This window comes from Conexibacter woesei Iso977N, from assembly GCF_000424625.1.
Taxonomy (GTDB): Bacteria; Actinomycetota; Thermoleophilia; order Solirubrobacterales; family Solirubrobacteraceae; genus Baekduia; species Baekduia woesei_A.
The window spans coordinates 882,634-899,691 of sequence record NZ_AUKG01000002.1; the positions used below are offsets into that span (position 1 = coordinate 882,634).

Sequence of the window (17,058 nt, forward strand, 5' to 3'; positions counted from 1 at the left end):
CGATCATCCCGCGCACGCTCGCGCTTGCCGATTGACCCCTAAAAGGATTAGGGTGGCCCGGTCTTGTCAAGTAAGGCTGAGCAATAGGCAAGGATGAGCGTAGAACAGGATTTCCTGCGGCAGTTCCTGGACGCTGAGCTCGGGCACTCGCTTGGCGCTTATCCAGTCGCCAACGAAGCGCTGACCGATCTCGGGCGAAGCCTCCGTTCGTCGGACAACGGTGGCTCTGCCCCGGAGTTGGGCTGGCTCGATGGGCTGTCCAAGCTGATGGCCGCCTACAACCGAAAGCTTCATCAGGAAGTGCACGCTGCGTCGGCCGAGCGGCGACATCCGGCGCCGCTCTTTTTCCCTTGGTCGAACGGGGGCCTGTTCGACCCAAGGGGCAGCGGCAATGCCGCGGCGGTCGCGCCTTCTGAGGACTGGGTCGCGGGGTACTACCACGCTGCAGTCGACGCCCTCGCCGGCGAAGGCGACGTCATGCTCGCCAGATGGCTGCTGATGTCGCGCGACGGAAGCGCCCCGGTCGATGGTGGGCCGCTGGCGCCGGCCGAGCGACCTCGTCCGGGGAAGCTCGAGCGCTACCGTCGCCGGCTCTCGGTGGCCGAGCAGATCGAGCCGCGCATCGTGCCGGACGACCCGGCGGGGCGGATCGTGAAGGCCGACCTCAGCAGCGACCCGGCTCTCATCGGCTACGTCGTGTCGGCGCTGGTGGAGGGTCATCTGCTGACACACGGAGTCGAGTGGGCGCAGGCAGGTGATCTCGGCCATCAGCTCGAACGCGACCGGGCGAACGTGAGGGACCAGCTCGACCGTGCCGAGGCGTTGCTCACGTTCGTGTACTCGATCTCCCGGACGTGCCCGTGGCTGTTCGCGGCGCGGGAGGAAGAGCGACAGTGGGTGCAGGCCAACGCGCCCATGTGCTGGCACCAGATGGTGCCGACGGTCTCCCTCTGGCTCGCCACGCAGGTGCCGCTGCTCGCGCTGCACCGTCGTGCGTACTGCCACGCGCTCCGGGGCGAAGCAGAGGAGGCGTACAAGGACTATTACAAGCTCCAGCAGCAGATCCGGCACACCGAGCGCCGCCTGCGCGCAGCGCCCTCGGTCGTGGTGGGCGCGACCGACTTCCTCGCGGCCCTCGACGCGATGGCCGACCACCACATCGGGGAGCTTTATCGCGCGAAGCAGGCACACACGACCGCACTGACCCATCTGACGCGCGCGGACGCGCGCTTGGAACGGCTGCGCACCGCGGGAACCGATAGCCGCGCATTGCCCGACGAAGCCCTCACGAGCGCACGCTGGCGTATCGAGCTTCTACTGAGCAACGGTAAGGCGCATTACGAGATGGGGCGCCACAAGCAGAGCCTGGCGTGGTACCTGCGCGCCTGGAAGTGGGTCTTGGAGATCCAGGCCGGCGACGCGGGGACCGAAGTGAACTCGGAGCCGATCGACGAAGCCGTGAGCTGGCTGGCGGCGGTTGACCATGAGCCGGTCATCTACAAGGACGATCTCAACCGCTTCATCCGCCCAATCGCAGCGCAGCTTGACGGCATCATGATCAACCGGCGGCTGGAGGCGCTGGCGGCCGACGTGCTCACTCGGCTCGGTCATTTGTTGTACGTCTTGCGGATCGAACCCGAGGACTCCTGGGAACCGGATGCGAACGGCCGAATCGAGGTGCCGACGCTCAAGTTCCTGAAGAAGGCTCTCCAGTGCGACAGCGCGAGCACCATGTTGCGTACCGACATCCTCAAGCTCGCGTACCGCCTGCTCGAAAACGGCCAGCGCAGCTGGGAAGAGCTCGAGGAGAGCGTCATCGACATGGACGAGATCGGGATCCAACACCAGTGGCAGGGTGGTGAGGACGACTTCGCGCGAGTCTCCCGCGCGACCGAGTACGTGCTGCTTCGCGAGCTGCTTGCGACCACCGAGGCCGTGAAGGAGCCGATCGGGAGGCGGGGGACGATCATCGACGTCCATGAGGCACAGACGCAAGAGATCGCCCGCCGGCTGCTCGCCGGGGTGTTCATCCACACCGACAGCATCAACGTCCGTCGCGCCCAGGTTCACGAACGGCTCACCGGTGATCACAAGCCGTTTGCCGGGGCCTCCCCGGCGGATGGTCCTGCCATCGAGCTGGTCAGCATGCGGCGTTTCAGCTCAGCGTTCGCCCTGCTACCGCGACCCGCGGCGTTCCGGTCGTTATCAGGCGGCTACTTCGTGCGCATTCGCTCGACGCCGAGGGCTGCGCCGCTCGGGATCGTGATTGATCCGGGGACGGACTTCGTCGAGACGCTGTACCGGACCGGCTTCTCCGTCGCCGACGTGCAGATGATCATCGTGACGCACGACCACGTTGATCACATGGCCGCCCTTGAGCCGCTGCTGTCGCTGCTCTACGAGCGGCGCCAGATCAAGGGCAAAGAGGCTGACCCGGCGTTGCGCGACGGTGAGCTTCCGCTGCTGGGCAACCGTGGAGTGCTCGCGCGACTCCGTGAGACGGCGCAGTACAAGCAGCTGAAGTTGTATGAGTTCGCGCCCCAAGGACCGGCGCGAAACGCGGAAAGGTGCGATTCGGCGACTGTGGAAGGTGGCGACTCGCCGGCCGAGAAGTTGCCGGAGTCGATCGACGCCCTCAACGCTTGGCTCAAGAGGCAGCTCGGTGACATGGAGGTAAGGATCACGCCGGTGTCGAGCGAGGTGATGCGCGAAGGCGGCCACCAGGACAACTCGCTGCAGGCGTCCTTCGGGTTCGCGCTCCAGGTCGGCGGTCTCGATGGTCCGTCGATCGGGTTCACGAGCGACATGCCGCGCTCGGAGGCGGACTGCGGACCACTGCTGGAGCCTTTGACGAGCTGTGACGTCCTCATCGCCCATCTCAGCTCGTTGCCCGTGTCGGAGTTGCGGACGGCCGCCGGCCTCGGCACGCGAGGCCATCTGAAGACCTCGGAAGCAGAGGATCGCACCTGGTTGCTGAACGTGTTTAAAAGCGCCGAGACCGAGCCAGACCATTACGAGCCCGATCTGGCGTCGCGGCTGAGCTACGCGTACTGGTTGGGCAACGGTGCCGCGGCGATCGATCTCGTTGGCGGGGCACGACTGGAGAGCGGAAGCAAGATGCCTGCACACCTGTACCTCCGTGGGCTGATCGACGTGGCGCGCGCGCATCGGGAAGCCGGGCGGGAAGGGCGCCTGTTCCTCGTGGGTGAGCTGAGCGAGGAACTTGGTTCACTGCGCGGGAAAGTCGCTCACTGGGTTACGAAGTCGTTGCGCAACGGCGGCTCGTGGACGGCACTGACCGCCGACATCGGGCTCGACCTCATCGTCGGGCCTCGCGCCGCGGATGGCAGCGCGCGCGTCAAGCTCCGGTGCGACACGTGCGATCTCGACAACGACCTCGCCTACGACGAGCGGTATCACCACCCCCGTGAGATGTCGGAGGTCTGCATCAAGGGCGAGAACGAAGGGATTTTCTACAACTGCTCGGATCACGATCCAGGGGCGCAGCAGTCCCCCATGTTCCTAGAGCGGCTTGAGCGTTACGACATGTTCGGACGCTGAGAGACGCTCATGACCCAAGCCCGACCTGATGTCAGCTATGACGCCGTCGTCTTCGTTCCGGGGATCTTAGGCAGCTCGCTCCGTCTTACCGAGACCGGTGAGGAGCTCTGGGGCTTCGCCAGCGCGGTGAAGTACTCCAGGATCTGGCGATCCAACAGGCTGGCAAGCAAGCTCGCGGTCACCGCCGACGAGCTCGCTGGCGTCACCGGACGAGTCGTCGCCGATGGATTGCTCCAGGCGCCGGCTGCGGCACCGATCCTCCAGGGCCTCGAGCCGTACACGGATCTCGTCGAGGGGCTCCGGAAGGTCATGGCCAACCGGGCGGCCGTGGTCGAGTTCCCTTACGACTGGCGGCTTTCGGTCCGGTACAACGCTGCTGAGCTGGCACGCACCGCGGCAGCTCACCTCGAAACTTGGCGCCGCCACCCCGCGGTGACCGGCGCACCGACGGCGCAGAGCCCGCGGCTCGTCATCGTCGCTCACTCCATGGGTGGACTGCTGGCGCGCGCGTTGCCGACGGTGGAGGGCCGGGATGGGGTCCCGGCCGTCACGGAGAGGCTGCGGTCGGTGATCACGCTCGGGACGCCGTTCCTCGGGGCGGTGAAGGCCGCGGTCCTGCTGAACAGCGGTCATGGCGTTCGGCTCGGCCATCGCCGGCGGATCCAGCGGGTCGCTGCGACGTTCCCCGGCGTCCACGACCTGCTGCCGACGTACCGCTGCCTCCGAAGCGGCGAGGATCTGCTGCGACTCACGGCAGACGACATCGCGGCGCTCGGCGGCGATCGCACGCTCGCGCAAGAGGCGATCGACTTCGCTCGCGCGATTCAGGAGAACGAGCTGTCTCACCACATGATCTACGGAACCCATCAGACGACGTTGCAGAGCATGCGGTTGGAGAACGGGGCCGTGATCGCATCACCCCATCACTTCGAGTGGGCAGGAGACGAGCCCGCCCTGGATTCCAGGGATGCGCTCATTCCACGGAAGGTCAGCGGGGACGGCACGGTGGGTGGCGACTGGGCGACGCACGGCCATCCCGGGGTCCCGTTCCCGCTGCCGCAGCAACACGGCGCGCTCGCAAAATCCCCGGAAGCCGTCATATCTGTCGCTGCGGCAGTCCAGCGGCGGCCGCTCGGCAAGGTCCAGGGCGGTGGGGAGATCGGGTTGTCGGTGCCGGACGTCGTGGCCCCCAACGCGGTGTGGAGGATCACGCTCACTGGTGCTTCCGGGCCGTCCGCGGTCACGGCCGGTGTGACTGACGCTGAGACCGGAAGGGAAGTGCATGACGTGCACTTCGTGCGTGCGGGCAACGAGCTCGTGGGGTCCCTCGCGCTCCGGCGTCCGGGGATGTACCGCGTCGAGGTCGCCCACGGCGGATGGTCACCGACCTCGCAGCTGGTGCTCTGCGTCGAACCGGGGGACGAGGAATGAACGGATCGCCTCTGGACCCCGCCGCACTGACGTTCGTCCCGATGGCCTTCGGCGAGTTCGAGCACCAAGACTTCGGCGAGCAGAGGCTCGAGGTGGACGAGCAGGTCGAGAAACTGCTGAAGCTCCTAGAGCCCTTCGGCGCGGACTTCGTCGAGTGGGACCTTTCGATGAAGGAACGCACTCTGAGCATGGCGCAACGCCGGCTGGTGCTCTGGAAGACGAGCGTCGCCCCGAACGCCCCCACGATCCTCTACTGGGCGGGCCACGGCTTCAGGTCAGGGCGGGGCTACGCACTTGCCTGCTACGAGAGCAGGGACGATGTCCCCGGAAGCGGGCTGGCGGCCGAACACCTGGCGTCGTTCATCCAGGACCGCCAGGCTCGGAGCCAGGACCCTCCATGGTGCATCGTCATCGTCGACGCGTGCTGCGGTCATGACGTGGCCATCGAGCTGTGCACGAGGCTCGTCACGGCAAACGTCAGGAACGTGCTGCTGATCGGTGCGGCGGAACCTGGCGCGACGAGATTGGGCGAGATCACCCGCGCGTTGACTCTGGTGCTGGAAGAGGCCGACTTCCGGCGCAACTTGGAGATCAGCCTGATCAACCTGAAGGCGTCGCTCCGTGACGAGTCGGTGCGCCAGCATCTGTCCGTCCACGACGTGGAGCTGCTGCCCTCGGCGAGGCTCGAAAGCAGAGCGCGTCTACGGTTCGCGGTCTCTTTGGATCTGCAGGCCGGATTCGAGTCGGCGTTGTCGGCGCTTTCCCAGGACGAGCGCGAGGCATTGGTGCAGCGCATCGATCTGGACGAGACGACCTGGCAGTTCGTCGGACGCAAACCGGAGCACAGGCGCATCGTCGAGTGGGCGGCGTCAACCGAGCCCTTGCTCATCGTGTCTGGGCCGCCCGGTGCCGGCAAGTCGGCACTGCTGGGCGCGACGTTCGTCCGGTCGTGGCCGGGGCTTCGCGAAAAGCTGGAGAGGCAAGGGGTCCTGATGGAGCTCGAGCCCGACGAGGCGCCGCCGGCCGACGCGTTCCGTGCGGTGATCCGGCTCTCCGGGCATACCACGATGTCGGCGATGCGCCTGATCGGAGACGCGCTCGATTGGTGTTGTCACACGACAGCGTCTCCGACGGAGCAGATGCAGGCGCTGCGTGAGGCCGCCGCCGCGACGGGGGCGCTCTTGATCGCCGATGGCGTCGACGAGGCGCGCCAGCCGCTGGGCGTCGCGCGCTTGCTTCGGGTGATCGCCGACGCGGGGGCGCGGGTCCTGGTCGGGACGCGCCCGTCGACCAAGGACGTCGCCGGCGCGGAGGCCTCGCCCCACCAAGACATCCTCGAAGTCCTCACCGACAGGATCGAGGCCGAGGTCATCGATCTCGGGTACCGCCACGAGGACCTGACGGAGTTCGTGATCAGCGAGCTCGATGCGAAGCGCTACGGGCGATTCGACGCGCCATACCGGCGCGCTAAGCGCGTCCACATCGTGAGGATCCTCGCCGATGAGCAGAGGGCGGACTTCCTGCTCGCCAGCCTCGTGCTCCGCGAGCTCGCCGCCGACACGGAGCTTCTCGAAAGCGGCCGTGAGGAGGATCTCGACCGTCTGTTGCGCAAGGACCTGCGCGCGATCTTCGACCAACTCGTCGCGCGTCTCGCCGCGAAGTCGGCGTCCAATCGCGCGATCCTCCAAGCGCTGGCGCTGGCTCAGGGACGCGGGATGCCCGTCGCGGGTGATGTGCTCGCGGCTACGGCCGCAGCGTTGAGTGAGGACACGTCCGCCCCGGTCACAAGGTCGGACATCGCGGAGCTCTTCAGGGACGCCCGTGCCTACATCGTCTCCGATCTCGAGGACGGGCAGACCGTCTACCGCTTCGCCCACAAGCTGTTCAGCGACCTGCTGGGGGGCGACGATGCGGCGAAGCACGACGTCGTCGCGCGCGCCCTGATCGCCCAGGCCGGCGACGGCACCGAACCCCCGAGCCCTTATGTCGTCCGTTGGCTCTCGCGTCATGTGGCGAACGGTGGTCCGGCCGCGTGGGCTGCCCTTGGGAATGAGCCTGCGCTGATCGACGCGCTCGATGTGGCAGCACTGACCTCTGATGCCCAGAGAGCGGGGCTCAGCACGCTGCCCCGTGACGTCGTCGCCACGATCTCGGTTCAGAACCTCATCGCCGAGAGCGCGCTGGACACCACGATCTGGGGTGCCGAGGTCGCTGGTCGGGGACGCTCCCGGTCGGGGCTGCGCCAGCTCGGTGCCGCACGCCTGCGGCCGACCGGGGGCGCAGCCCAGTCACCGCCGGGCGTGACCGGATGGTCGCTGCGCTGGAGCGAGCTGCGCCGGACGCCGCCGCACATCCTCGCGATCCGTGCCGACGCGCCCGTGATCGCCCTGGTCTGTGCCGAAAACCGGCCGGTCGGCGAGGACGCCAGGCCGGTGATCGCAGCGCTGTTCGAGGACGGCGCGATCCGACTCTGGGACACGACGAGCGGCTCGGCGCTGGGTCCGCCGATCGTGCCGTCGGGCGCTGGAGGCAAGGTCGCCAATGGAGCGCTTGCGCTCGTCGAAGCGGAGGGGCAGGCGCCGTTCCTCGTCGCCGGGATCGACAGCGAAGTGACCGTCTGGGACCTGTTGACGGGTGTCCGCATCACGTCGATGGCGCCTCACCGGCCCGTCACCGCACTGACCGCCGAATCCAAGAACGAGGCCAGCGGCGACCCTGCCGACCTGCGGATCTTCGTCGGCAGCAGAGACGGCACGGTCACCTCGCTTAACGCGGCGGGCGTCATCTCGACGACGCACAAGACCGCCCCTCCAGGCCGCGCGTTGCGTTCCCTCGTCATGAGCCCACCAGGGATGGCCGTGCGGCTGCTTGCGGGCGGGGACGACGAGCTGGTGCGCAGCTACTTCGTGACGGAAAACGGGGAGCTTCGTCCCGCAGGGGCCGATCCGAGCTGTCACGCGCTCGACGAGTGGGTGTGCGATCTCGCCGCCTATGACGAGAACAAGCAGCTCCACGTCGCCGTGGTGGGCGATGAGGCGATGCTGGCGGTCTGGGACGTCGACACGTCCGAGCGCAGGACGGCCCCGATCCCTGAGCCGAGCACCAGCGTGATCACCTTCGTCCAAGGTGACGAGCGGAAGTTCGTCGCCGGTGGGAAGAGCGGAGGCCTGCACGTCGTGCGGGCCTCCGAGTTGATCAGCAGGCCGACGGTGCCACGCAGAGAGGCTGCAGACCCGGGCGCGGTCGTCGACGCCCATCAGGACACGGTCGCGGCGCTCGCCAGCTACACCCTCGGTGAGATCGTTCGTGTGGTCAGCGGGTCGGCTGACGGCACCGTGAAGATCTGGGAACCCGATCTCAGGACGGACGACGGCGCCGTGAGGCCCGGATCGGGCGCGGCCTGCGTCGCCTCCGTCACCGCACCGGACGGTACAGCCCTGATCGCCGTGGGCACCGCCGACGGCGTGGTGCAGTTCTACGACGCCGCGGGCATTGCGGTGTATGCCTCAACATTAAGAGTGGCAGGTCGCAACGTGGTTGTCGGTATCCGCGAGCTGCCAGACGGACGTGCGGCCATCGCCGTCAAGGACGAGAACGTCGTGCTCTGGGATCTCGCGTCGAGGACGTCCACCGAGCTCAAGCACGACGCGCCCGTGACGGCGATGACCGTGGCGGAGATTGACGGCACTGTGATACTCCTGACCGCGACAACCCGGGGACGTGTGACCGCCTGGGACGTGGCGGCGCGGGAAGAGCTGACCTCACTGCGTCACGACGTGCAAGGCTCGGTGTCCGCGTTCATCCAGCTCGGTGACGTCGTCGCGGCTTTCGGGTCCGGTCGTGGAGCGATCGTGATTCCATTGAAGGCCGGCGCATCCGGGGCGGTCGCGGACCGGAAGGCCGTCGCAAGAGTGACTGCCGCATGTCGTGTCGGCGCCGCGCTGGTGGTGGGCGACACCGAGGGGCTTGTGTATGTTTGGCCGCTCGACGGGACCGGTCAGGCGCGGGAGCTGACCGGCCACCGTCAGGCCGTCACGAGCCTCGCGCCGATCGAAGGCGGCGCGCTGGTCCTCAGCGGCAGCCGCGACGGGACCGTCCGGATCTGGGACGTGGGAAGCGGCGACGAGGTGGACGTCATACGCTTCGGCATCGGGGTGAACGACCTGCACGTCCTGCCGGACGGTGCGGTGGCCATCGCCACCGACGAGGGTGTCCTCGTGGTCGAGCTCAACGCGCCGCACCGCTGAGCGCTCACGCCATCCGGCCGCCTTGGCCTCCGAGGCGGCCGAACCCGGATTCGAGGTCGCGATAGTAGCGCCGGTACCGGCCCGACTCGGGAGTCTTCCTGACCTCGTCCCAGTTCGCGCCGGCATCCTGCCGGGGCACCGCGCGCGTCACGTACTTGCCGGACTGCGGGGGAGTGACGGACAGGGGCCTCGCCGCCGTGAGGTCCCATTCGAGGGCGCCAAAGGGCAGCGCGTAATACGGGGCGCTCGGCTGGCTGTCGACCAGGATCGCGGGCACCACCGCTCGCCGCCGCCACACGCGCTCGACGACCCGATGAGTGCCGTCGCAGACGACGAACTCGCGGACGGTGCGGTCTTCGTCTCCGTCGTAGAGCGCCTCGCCGAGGTCATCGGCGTGCAACTGCTCGAGGATCGGTGGCGTGACGCTGACCGGGATGCCGACGCCGCCCTTGCGGACTCGCGCGAAGCCCCACGGGTTGCCCTCCGCGGCCAACTGCTCGAAGACCGGCAACAGCTCGTCGACGCGGGCCAGCCCTTTGCTCAGGACGTACCGCTGCACGGGGCGCAGCCGTCCGAGCGCGTGCTCGGGCTTCAAGTCCTCGAGCCCGATCTCGTCTGCCCTCGCGGCGGCGAACACGAGGATCGCGTCGCGCTCCTGTCGCCACTTGCCCACGCTCATGCGCCTCAGGTAGACCTGCCGGAACTGCTCGGCCGGGTAAGCGGCGCCTTCGAGATCCGAGATCTTCGCGAAGGTGACCTTGCTCAGGGCATCGACCGTCGAGAGCCCTGGAACATCCGGGTCTGGCTCGGCGTCGTCGGACCAGCTGAACGTTCGCACGATCTCGTACCCGCGCTCGGTCTCGACAGCGCCGCCCAACATGAGCTCCGGGCGCAGCTCGCCGGACTCGAGCTCGGACGCCAGCACCCTGTCGAGCTGGGACATCACGTCGGCGTTGCGCGCCTTGATCGACGGCACCCCGCGCCACGGTGCCTCCGTCCCGGGCGCGCCGATCGGGAACCACACGGCACCTGGTGGCGCCATCTCCGCCTGTGCCCGTGCCGCCTTGTCGGGGTTGGCGACGAGCTCGGCCGTAGGGTCGAAGCGGACGGCGCTTCCGCCGTCGCTCAAGGCCGTCATGGCGAGCCCTCGTGCCGGCCCGGCGGAGGTCTCGCCATCGCTCGCGCTGTCCAGGTCATGGAACCATGCGATGAGCCTCTTGACATCCCGCGCTCGCTGATCGTCGTGGTCGGATGACCGCTCGACGAGCGGGAGCAAGGTGACGAAGTGGTAGTCGAACTCCGTGACCACTCCGCTCGTCGGCGAGAACTTACGCGTGGTGAAGTTCGCGATCTCGCGGATCTCGTCGGCCCAGACGTCCTCGTCCAACTCGCTGCTGTCGAGGATCCGCTCGAGGGCGTCCTCGAACCCGACGGCGTGCTCGGCGCGCTCGAGATCCTCGGCGCGTTCGGTGGCCTGGCGGATGACGTCGTCGCGCAAATGGCCGAGCAGGGTGGCCGGGTACTGGAAGGCAGGGAGTAGCAAGGTGTTCCACTCACCCAGCGGAGAGGCCTGCAGCGGGGAGTGGTTGCTGAGGAGCAGCTCGTACCCACCGCCTTCTCGCGGTCGGATGACCACGAGCAACATGTATGACATCGCTTTGACGGCCGGCATGCCGGCGAGCTTCAGATCCTCGGTGCAGAGCTGGACGTAGCCGCTGCCGTCCCAGGTGTCCTTGATCGCGGCGAGCAGCGCGTCCAGCTCGTCCCTTGCCTCCTGCTTCGTCTCAGGCAATGCCCGCACGGCCGCGATGCGGCTGGTCACATGGCTGTACAGGCGACGCTCCCCGACGTCGACCCGCGACGCGGATTCGAGCGAGCGGACGATCTGGACGGGCTGCGCCGGCACGTTGTATCCGAGGTCATGGTTGAACGCGATCTGCGCCTGGCCCTTGACGACGTCAATGCGCACGCGCGCGACGCCTTGCTGGGCGGCACCCGGGTCGAATGGCGGACAGGGCACGATCGATACCCCCATGGTCCGCTGCCTGGCGTCCACCGGCGTTCGGCTGACGGTCGCGATCCCGTCGTCAGCGCCGGAACCAGCCAGCAGGACGACCGACGCACGCAGCCGCTCCCAGCGCTCGGTGTCCGTGGACCCGTCCGTGGCGATACCGATCACGTAGAGCGGCGCGGTGCTGCTCGTCTCCATGGCGAGCTTGCGCACCATCGCTTGAGCCGCGTCGACGTCGCTTTGAGCTCCCAGCGCGATGAGCGCGACGTACGCGTAGGCGTGACCCGCCATGTCGTCGGGTGCCGGGTCGTTCGGATGGGTGATGCCGAAGGCCGCGGTGACGATCGACCCCTGCCCGTCGTTGCGTGTGAACGCCTGCAGCAGCTTCGACGGGCGGGAGGTCGGCGCGCACACGATCGGCGTGTCTTGGCTATCGGGGATGCGACGTAGCGTCTCCGTCCACAGGCCGTCCGGATCGATGGCATCGTCACTGGCCTCGACTGCAGGGTCGCCGAGCACGAGGAGGATCTGCGACATCTGCGCCCGTAGCGGTTCGAGCAGCTTGCGGGCGCGATCGGTCGTCCGCTGGCCGAGACCCTCCCTGCTTTCTCCTTGCCGGGCAACGGCAAGAGGCTCAACGATGACCTCCACGTCGACGACGGGCCCGGTGAACGTCGGCACGTGCGCGGTGATGTCGAAGTCCGTTGCCTGGTTGGTGGCGTAGGCGATCAGGGGGTCCACGTGCTCGGTGCTCCTCGAGGTGCGCGCGTTGGCGGTGTCAGAGATGCTCAGCGATCGGCAGGAATGCGCGATGCGCGCGACCCTACCGGTCTGCGACGCTTGCGACCACAGTTCAGACACCGAGTGCTGAGGCCAGCTCCGACAGATCAGCGACGACCAGCACGCCGGGAGGCTCAGTGCCCTCCGGATCTCGCCTCACCCAGGCTGCCTGCATCCCCGCGGCGAGCGCTCCGTGGACGTCCTTGGCAAGGTCGTTACCCGCGTGGAGCACCGACGACGGCGGGAGGTCCAGAGCCGTGCACGCGGCGCGGAAGATCCGCGGGTCCGGCTTTGAGACGCCGACGTCTCGGCTGGTGATCACCCCGTCGAACCAGCCCGCGACGCCGATGCGCTCCACGTCAGAGGCCCCTTCGGTCAGCGCGAGGATCCGGTAACGCTCACCGATGCGGCCCAGAGCGGATTCGGCCTCCGGGAACGGCACGACGTGCTGCCGCGCGTCGTCTGTCGCCTGGAGTGCCGGGCCGGCGAGGTCAGGGTCGTGGCCACAGGCCGCGAGCTCCGCCCGGAGGCCGTCGGGGGTGAGCCACCGCTGGACATCGGAGGACGCCTGTCGCGTCTCCCGCGGCGCGGTCAGCGCAGCGGAAAGGGCCGTTGGGTCGAAGGCCTCGGCCGCGCGGGGTCCGGCTTCCGCGAGGAACGCCTTCAGTGTCTCGGCGATGTGCATCGCGATCGGTGCGTAGGGCCAGATCGTGTCGTCGAGATCGACGGTGACGGCTTGGACGTCCATCACATGCTGAAGATCGCTTCGACGTCGACCTCGGCGATTGACCGGGACGCCGCCGTGGGCCGAGGCAGGCTCCCGTTGAGAACACGGACGAGGTCCGAGGCCTCGCGTTGCGGTCGATGGAGGAGCCAGAGTGTCCGCACACCTTGTGCGATCGCGGGCGCGATGTCCTCCGCGTAAGAGTCCCCGACCATGAGCGTGGCGTCGGCAGTCATGCCCGATCGTCGCAGGATCGTTGCGACGGGCACCGTCGATGGCTTGGCGACGCCCTCGCGGAACGAGAAGAACTGCAACTCGGCAGGGATCTCGCGATCGAAGAATTCGCCGAACAGCGAGCGGACCGACTCGAGGTACGGCGCCCAGATGTTCGAGATCAGCGCCAGCACCACCCCGTCCTCCCGGAGCCTGTTCAGGGTGGCCAGCGCGCCGTCGAGGGCTTGCGCCTCCTTCGTCTGCGCGGTCCAGACCTCCGTGACGACGTTCGCCGCATCCGCCCGGTCTGCTCCAGCTGCGGCGAGGAACTCGGTCACTTCGGCCGGCGTCTCGAAACGACTGGTCATGAGGACATCGCGCAGGGCCTGTCGCGTCTCACGCGTGAGGGCAAGGCGATCGGCGATCCGCGACCACGGTCCCCGCGACGGCCCAGTTACGAGCGTCGCGCCGATGTCGAAGATCACGAGCCGGTCGAGATGGGGCATCCCGGCGGTGTCAGGCGCTGAGATGGCTGGGGTTCGAGCGCTTGCGCTGTGCCTGCACGCCGGGGAACAGGGCGTTGAAGTCGCGGAACAGAGCCTTGTAGTTGTCAGGGTTCCGGTAGGTCTTCTTCTCGAACCCGTCCGGCAGCTCATCGAGCGGCGTGACATCGGCCCATCCGTTGGGAAGGGCGAGGGCGTAGTACGGGTACTCGACCGGGACATCGAGCACGCGCACGATCGAGATCGGGCTCCCAACAGACCGGGCGGCCCAGATGCGGTGCATGCCGTCATTGGCGAGCAGGCATGTTCGGCCGTCGGGCTCGTGCGACTCCTCGGCGATCGGAGGCAGCAGCGGGATCACGACGTCCGGGTCGTCGGACGTCCGGATGAGCAGGGCGCCGTCCAGGGCGAACAGGTCGATGCTTAGCTCGACCAGGGCCGACCGGATCTCCAAGATCTTGTCGACCGTGTCGTTGAGCACGTAGCGTTGCGCCGGCACGACCGCTTCGGGATCAAAACCCGGAACCAGCTCGATCCGGGACCTGGCGTACACCTCGGGCTCGCCGAGGCCGCGTAGGCGCGTCCGGCGCAGTTTCGCCAGCAGGGTCGCCTCGTCGATGGTGTCCACGGACAGGATGCTCAGCGGGTCGCTCATCGCCCCTCCTCGCGACCGTCGGTCACCGTTCGGAGCTCTTGTTCTGCCAGCGTCAGCTCACGTGCGATCCATAGGGCATGCGAGACCTGGCTGATGGCCATATCGCCGCTGATCTTCTGCTGGATCTTCAAGCCGCTTCTCTCTTCGTAGCGTTTGATGAGGTTGCCTGCGTAATAATGCTCAGCAATCACGACCCCACGCAGGGTGTCGGCGGTGACGACGAAGTGCCCGTTCGGATCCTCTCGGATCGAGGACTTGCGGTTGTCGTGGTCGACGTCGTCGTCACGTTGCCAGGATCGCTCGAGCTCCATGGCCGGGCCGTAACGGCTGCTGCTCGGATCGATCCCGAGCAACTGGCTGATGACGGTCATCGGTCCGGGTGCGAGGTCCGTGTTGACGGCGACATGATCGAGGATCGCCATGAGCCCGTACACGTTCTGGAGCCACGCGGTGAGGAGGTTGTGCACTCTATAGGTGGCCGTGAGCGCAAGCCGATCACCGGTCTCACGGAACTGCAGGCTCACGAGGCACGGAGTTGCTGCACCGGGGGGCGCGCCAACTCCTGCCAGGTCGCGTGTGTTGTCCCACAAGGACAGATACGCACCACGCGTCCGCGGCTGCTTCCGCAGCTTCTCGATGATGGTGTGAAGCATGTCGGCCCCCGCGCCCTGGTCGAAATGCGCTCGCAGCCGGTTTCCGTAGTTGTATGAGATGTCGACCGGAAGCTCGGGGTCGAGGATCGCCTCTTGGTACCTCTGGAACTGCTCGAGGTCGAAGCCGTACCGCGCGAGGGCTTCGCGCGAGTGCTCCCGCGGATCTGTGATCACCGTTTTGACGTTGTGCAGTTCCAGACGCGTGCTCTCGTCGGCAAGGGTCGCCACACGACCGAAGCGCATCGTCCGGACGACGAGCTCTTCCCACGCCGCGAGGGGCGTGGCGCGGATGACCTGATGTCCCGCGATCTCGGAAGGGCGTTGCTCGCGGGGGTCCGGGTCGGGGATGTCCACCAGCACGCGTTCTCCGAGATCGTCCGGATCCGCTCGGGGCAACGTGTCGAGAAGCCCGACCACACGTTCCATCGCGCCGTCATCCGACGGCTTCCCGGCGTATGTGAAGGTGAGACGTTCCTGCAGCGGCGTCACGTCGAGACCATTGCCGCGCCGGAAGTAGCGCGATGTTCCTGGGATGCGCAGCATCGGCGCCCCGAGGAGCGTCGTCTCTTCCAAGCCGTGTGCAAGGAGCGCCTCGATCTCGGCGCAGCTGTCTTGCCCGAGCTTCCGTCCGAAGGCGATCAAGTGACGCACCTGGGGGTTGTACAGCAGGTTGGACAGCATCCCGTGTAGGCCGTCGCCGTACAGGTTGGCCACCGTGGCGACGCGGCTGCGTGCCGGGTCCAGAACCGCAGGTGCCTCGCGAGCAAGCTTCTTGCGAACGTGCTCGTAGGGCGACCAAAGCAGGATCAGGCCGACATCGCCCATGGGGTTGACGTCGTGCAAACGATCAGCGTAGTAGCGCGCTTCCCATGTGGGCGCGGCGGTGGTGATGGCCTTTCTCATGCGGTCGTCCAAGGCATGACATGGCGCAGGGCCAGGAGCGCCTCGCGAGGGCCGAGGAGCCAGAACCCGCCGCCTGCCTGTCCGACGAGATCGACGAAGTCGTCCACGCGCATGCGGGACGGGAGCGCAACTTGCCCGACGGGGTCTCGAAGAAGGACTGCGCGATCCTCGAGGCCATCCACGGAGACCACGTGGCGTAGCACGTCCGAGCGAGAGGAGAAGCGTGAGACGTCCATGCCGGCCCCGATGTCGACACCGGCGTCCATGGCCTCCGCGAGGAAGGCCGCATGGCTGTCCATCGCGACCACGTCGACCGGTGCGTACCGGAAGGCGAGGTCGGGATCACGTGCTTGGAGGTAGGCGGGGAGGAGGCGCTCGGCGTCGCGGGGGCGCACTCCGACATGACTCGCCGCCGTGCTGACCGCAAGCCCCCAGGGGTTTGGTGTCGCGCGATCAGGCAGGTGCGTCTCCAGGTGGCGGGCCAGCGCGCTCGGATCGCCACCTGAGAGACCGCGCCGTTCCATGGCGGTCCAGACCCATGCGGTCACGCACGTCTCGCTCGGCCAGTCCACGACGACCATGCTATTGCGCTGCTCGGCGCCGCCAGATCGTGGCCATGGTGCGCCGAACGGCCGGCGCTCCGTGCATCTCGCCGGGGCGTTCCTTGCGCCAGACCATCTCGAGTTGGAGGCAGTCAGCGACATCTTCCATGAGCTCTCGCGCCGAGAAGAGAACACTCCCGACGTCGAGCGCCGGATCGATCACCGCGTGTGGACCCGCCGTGTCTGAGGGGTGAGACGGGCAAGCTCCGTAGTAGTCGTCGTCCGGTTCCGCAACGGATATGAGGACCCGTCCGGTCGCCTTGAGGACTCGCGACATCTCCGCGCGGTAGGCGCGTCGCGTCGACGGCTCCACCTGGTGCTTGTACACGAAGGTGTCAACGATGAAGTCGATGCTGCCTGACGCGACCGGCAAGCCGTCGGTCAGATCGTGGAGGAGGAGCTCAGGCTGCTCGGGTCGACCGGCGAACCGTTGGCGCGCTCTCTCGATCGCGACCTCGGAGCTATCGAAGGCCGTCATCTCGAAGCCCCGCGAGACGAGGTGAGCCGTGTTACGTCCCGTGCCGCATCCGACATCAAGACCGCGGGCACCAATGGCCGGCGCTCTGTCGAGACGTGACCAGTTGTCGAGCGCCCAGACGAGCGCGCCCGATGGGCTCTCACGTACGCTCGACGGGACGCCGCCTCGCTGGTACTCGGGGTCCCACAGGCTCGTCTTCATCGATCGCCTCATCGTCGGAACGGACCCTGGCCGCCGAGTCCAAGGTGTGCCGAAGAGGATCCCGCGTGAGGCAGTCATGGACAAGGGCGCTCGCTG

Annotated in this window: 10 protein-coding genes; 3 read left to right on the forward strand and 7 right to left on the reverse strand. The window is 67.5% G+C overall.

Annotated features, from left to right (window positions below):
• The first annotated feature begins 93 nt into the window (after positions 1 to 93).
• The 3 genes from H030_RS0116530 to H030_RS0116540 are packed head-to-tail and all read left to right on the forward strand — an operon-like array spanning position 94 to position 9,239.
• Entirely contained in the window at positions 94 to 3,561 is a 3,468-nt protein-coding gene (locus tag H030_RS0116530; RefSeq protein ID WP_027006925.1) for an MBL fold metallo-hydrolase, read from the forward strand.
• A 9-nt stretch (positions 3,562 to 3,570) separates the two neighbouring features.
• Positions 3,571 to 4,992 carry a lipase/acyltransferase domain-containing protein gene (locus tag H030_RS0116535; protein WP_027006926.1) on the forward strand — a complete coding sequence of 474 codons (1,422 nt, stop codon included), beginning with the start codon at positions 3,571 to 3,573 and terminating at the stop codon, positions 4,990 to 4,992.
• A gap of 41 nt (positions 4,993 to 5,033) precedes the next feature.
• On the forward strand, positions 5,034 to 9,239 hold the full coding sequence (locus H030_RS0116540) for a WD40 repeat domain-containing protein (protein WP_027006927.1): 4,206 nt from the start codon (positions 5,034 to 5,036) through the stop codon (positions 9,237 to 9,239).
• A 4-nt stretch (positions 9,240 to 9,243) separates the two neighbouring features.
• Here H030_RS0116540 and H030_RS0116545 read toward each other — a convergent pair whose 3' ends face one another.
• The 7 genes from H030_RS0116545 to H030_RS37300 all read right to left on the reverse strand — a co-directional run bounded on the left by H030_RS0116545 (position 9,244) and on the right by H030_RS37300 (position 16,962).
• On the reverse strand, positions 9,244 to 11,991 hold the full coding sequence (locus tag H030_RS0116545; protein ID WP_155892096.1) for a hypothetical protein: 2,748 nt from the start codon (positions 11,989 to 11,991) through the stop codon (positions 9,244 to 9,246).
• A gap of 112 nt (positions 11,992 to 12,103) precedes the next feature.
• On the reverse strand, positions 12,104 to 12,778 hold the full coding sequence (locus tag H030_RS0116550) for an HAD family hydrolase (protein ID WP_027006929.1): 675 nt from the start codon (positions 12,776 to 12,778) through the stop codon (positions 12,104 to 12,106).
• Positions 12,778 to 13,473 carry an HAD family hydrolase gene (locus H030_RS0116555; protein ID WP_027006930.1) on the reverse strand — a complete coding sequence of 232 codons (696 nt, stop codon included), beginning with the start codon at positions 13,471 to 13,473 and terminating at the stop codon, positions 12,778 to 12,780. Before H030_RS0116555 ends, H030_RS0116550 begins: the two co-directional genes overlap by 1 nt.
• Positions 13,474 to 13,483: 10 nt before the next feature.
• Positions 13,484 to 14,098, reverse strand: coding sequence for a hypothetical protein (locus H030_RS39765; protein WP_231398461.1), 615 nt, complete (start codon positions 14,096 to 14,098; stop codon positions 13,484 to 13,486).
• 23 nt (positions 14,099 to 14,121) lie between these two features.
• A complete protein-coding gene (locus H030_RS0116565; RefSeq protein ID WP_155892097.1) occupies positions 14,122 to 15,681 on the reverse strand; it encodes a thymidylate synthase in 1,560 nt (519 codons plus the stop codon).
• Positions 15,678 to 16,262, reverse strand: coding sequence for a hypothetical protein (locus H030_RS0116570; protein WP_027006932.1), 585 nt, complete (start codon positions 16,260 to 16,262; stop codon positions 15,678 to 15,680). Before H030_RS0116570 ends, H030_RS0116565 begins: the two co-directional genes overlap by 4 nt.
• 1 nt (position 16,263) lies before the next feature.
• Complete coding sequence (locus H030_RS37300) at positions 16,264 to 16,962, reverse strand: class I SAM-dependent methyltransferase (RefSeq protein WP_051222919.1); 699 nt, start codon at positions 16,960 to 16,962, stop codon at positions 16,264 to 16,266.
• Positions 16,963 to 17,058: the final 96 nt, after the last annotated feature.

Bases quoted from the DNA above. Each gene is read 5' to 3' on its own strand.
- H030_RS0116530 (WP_027006925.1), top strand. From the start codon at position 94: ATGAGCGTAGAACAGGATTTCCTGCGGCAGTTCCTGGACGCTGAGCTC.
- H030_RS0116535 (WP_027006926.1), top strand. From the start codon at position 3,571: ATGACCCAAGCCCGACCTGATGTCAGCTATGACGCCGTCGTCTTCGTT.
- H030_RS0116540 (WP_027006927.1), top strand. From the start codon at position 5,034: ATGGCCTTCGGCGAGTTCGAGCACCAAGACTTCGGCGAGCAGAGGCTC.
- H030_RS0116550 (WP_027006929.1), bottom strand. From the start codon at position 12,778: ATGGACGTCCAAGCCGTCACCGTCGATCTCGACGACACGATCTGGCCC.
- H030_RS0116555 (WP_027006930.1), bottom strand. From the start codon at position 13,473: ATGCCCCATCTCGACCGGCTCGTGATCTTCGACATCGGCGCGACGCTC.
- H030_RS0116565 (WP_155892097.1), bottom strand. From the start codon at position 15,681: ATGAGAAAGGCCATCACCACCGCCGCGCCCACATGGGAAGCGCGCTAC.
- H030_RS0116570 (WP_027006932.1), bottom strand. From the start codon at position 16,262: ATGGTCGTCGTGGACTGGCCGAGCGAGACGTGCGTGACCGCATGGGTC.
- H030_RS37300 (WP_051222919.1), bottom strand. From the start codon at position 16,962: ATGAAGACGAGCCTGTGGGACCCCGAGTACCAGCGAGGCGGCGTCCCG.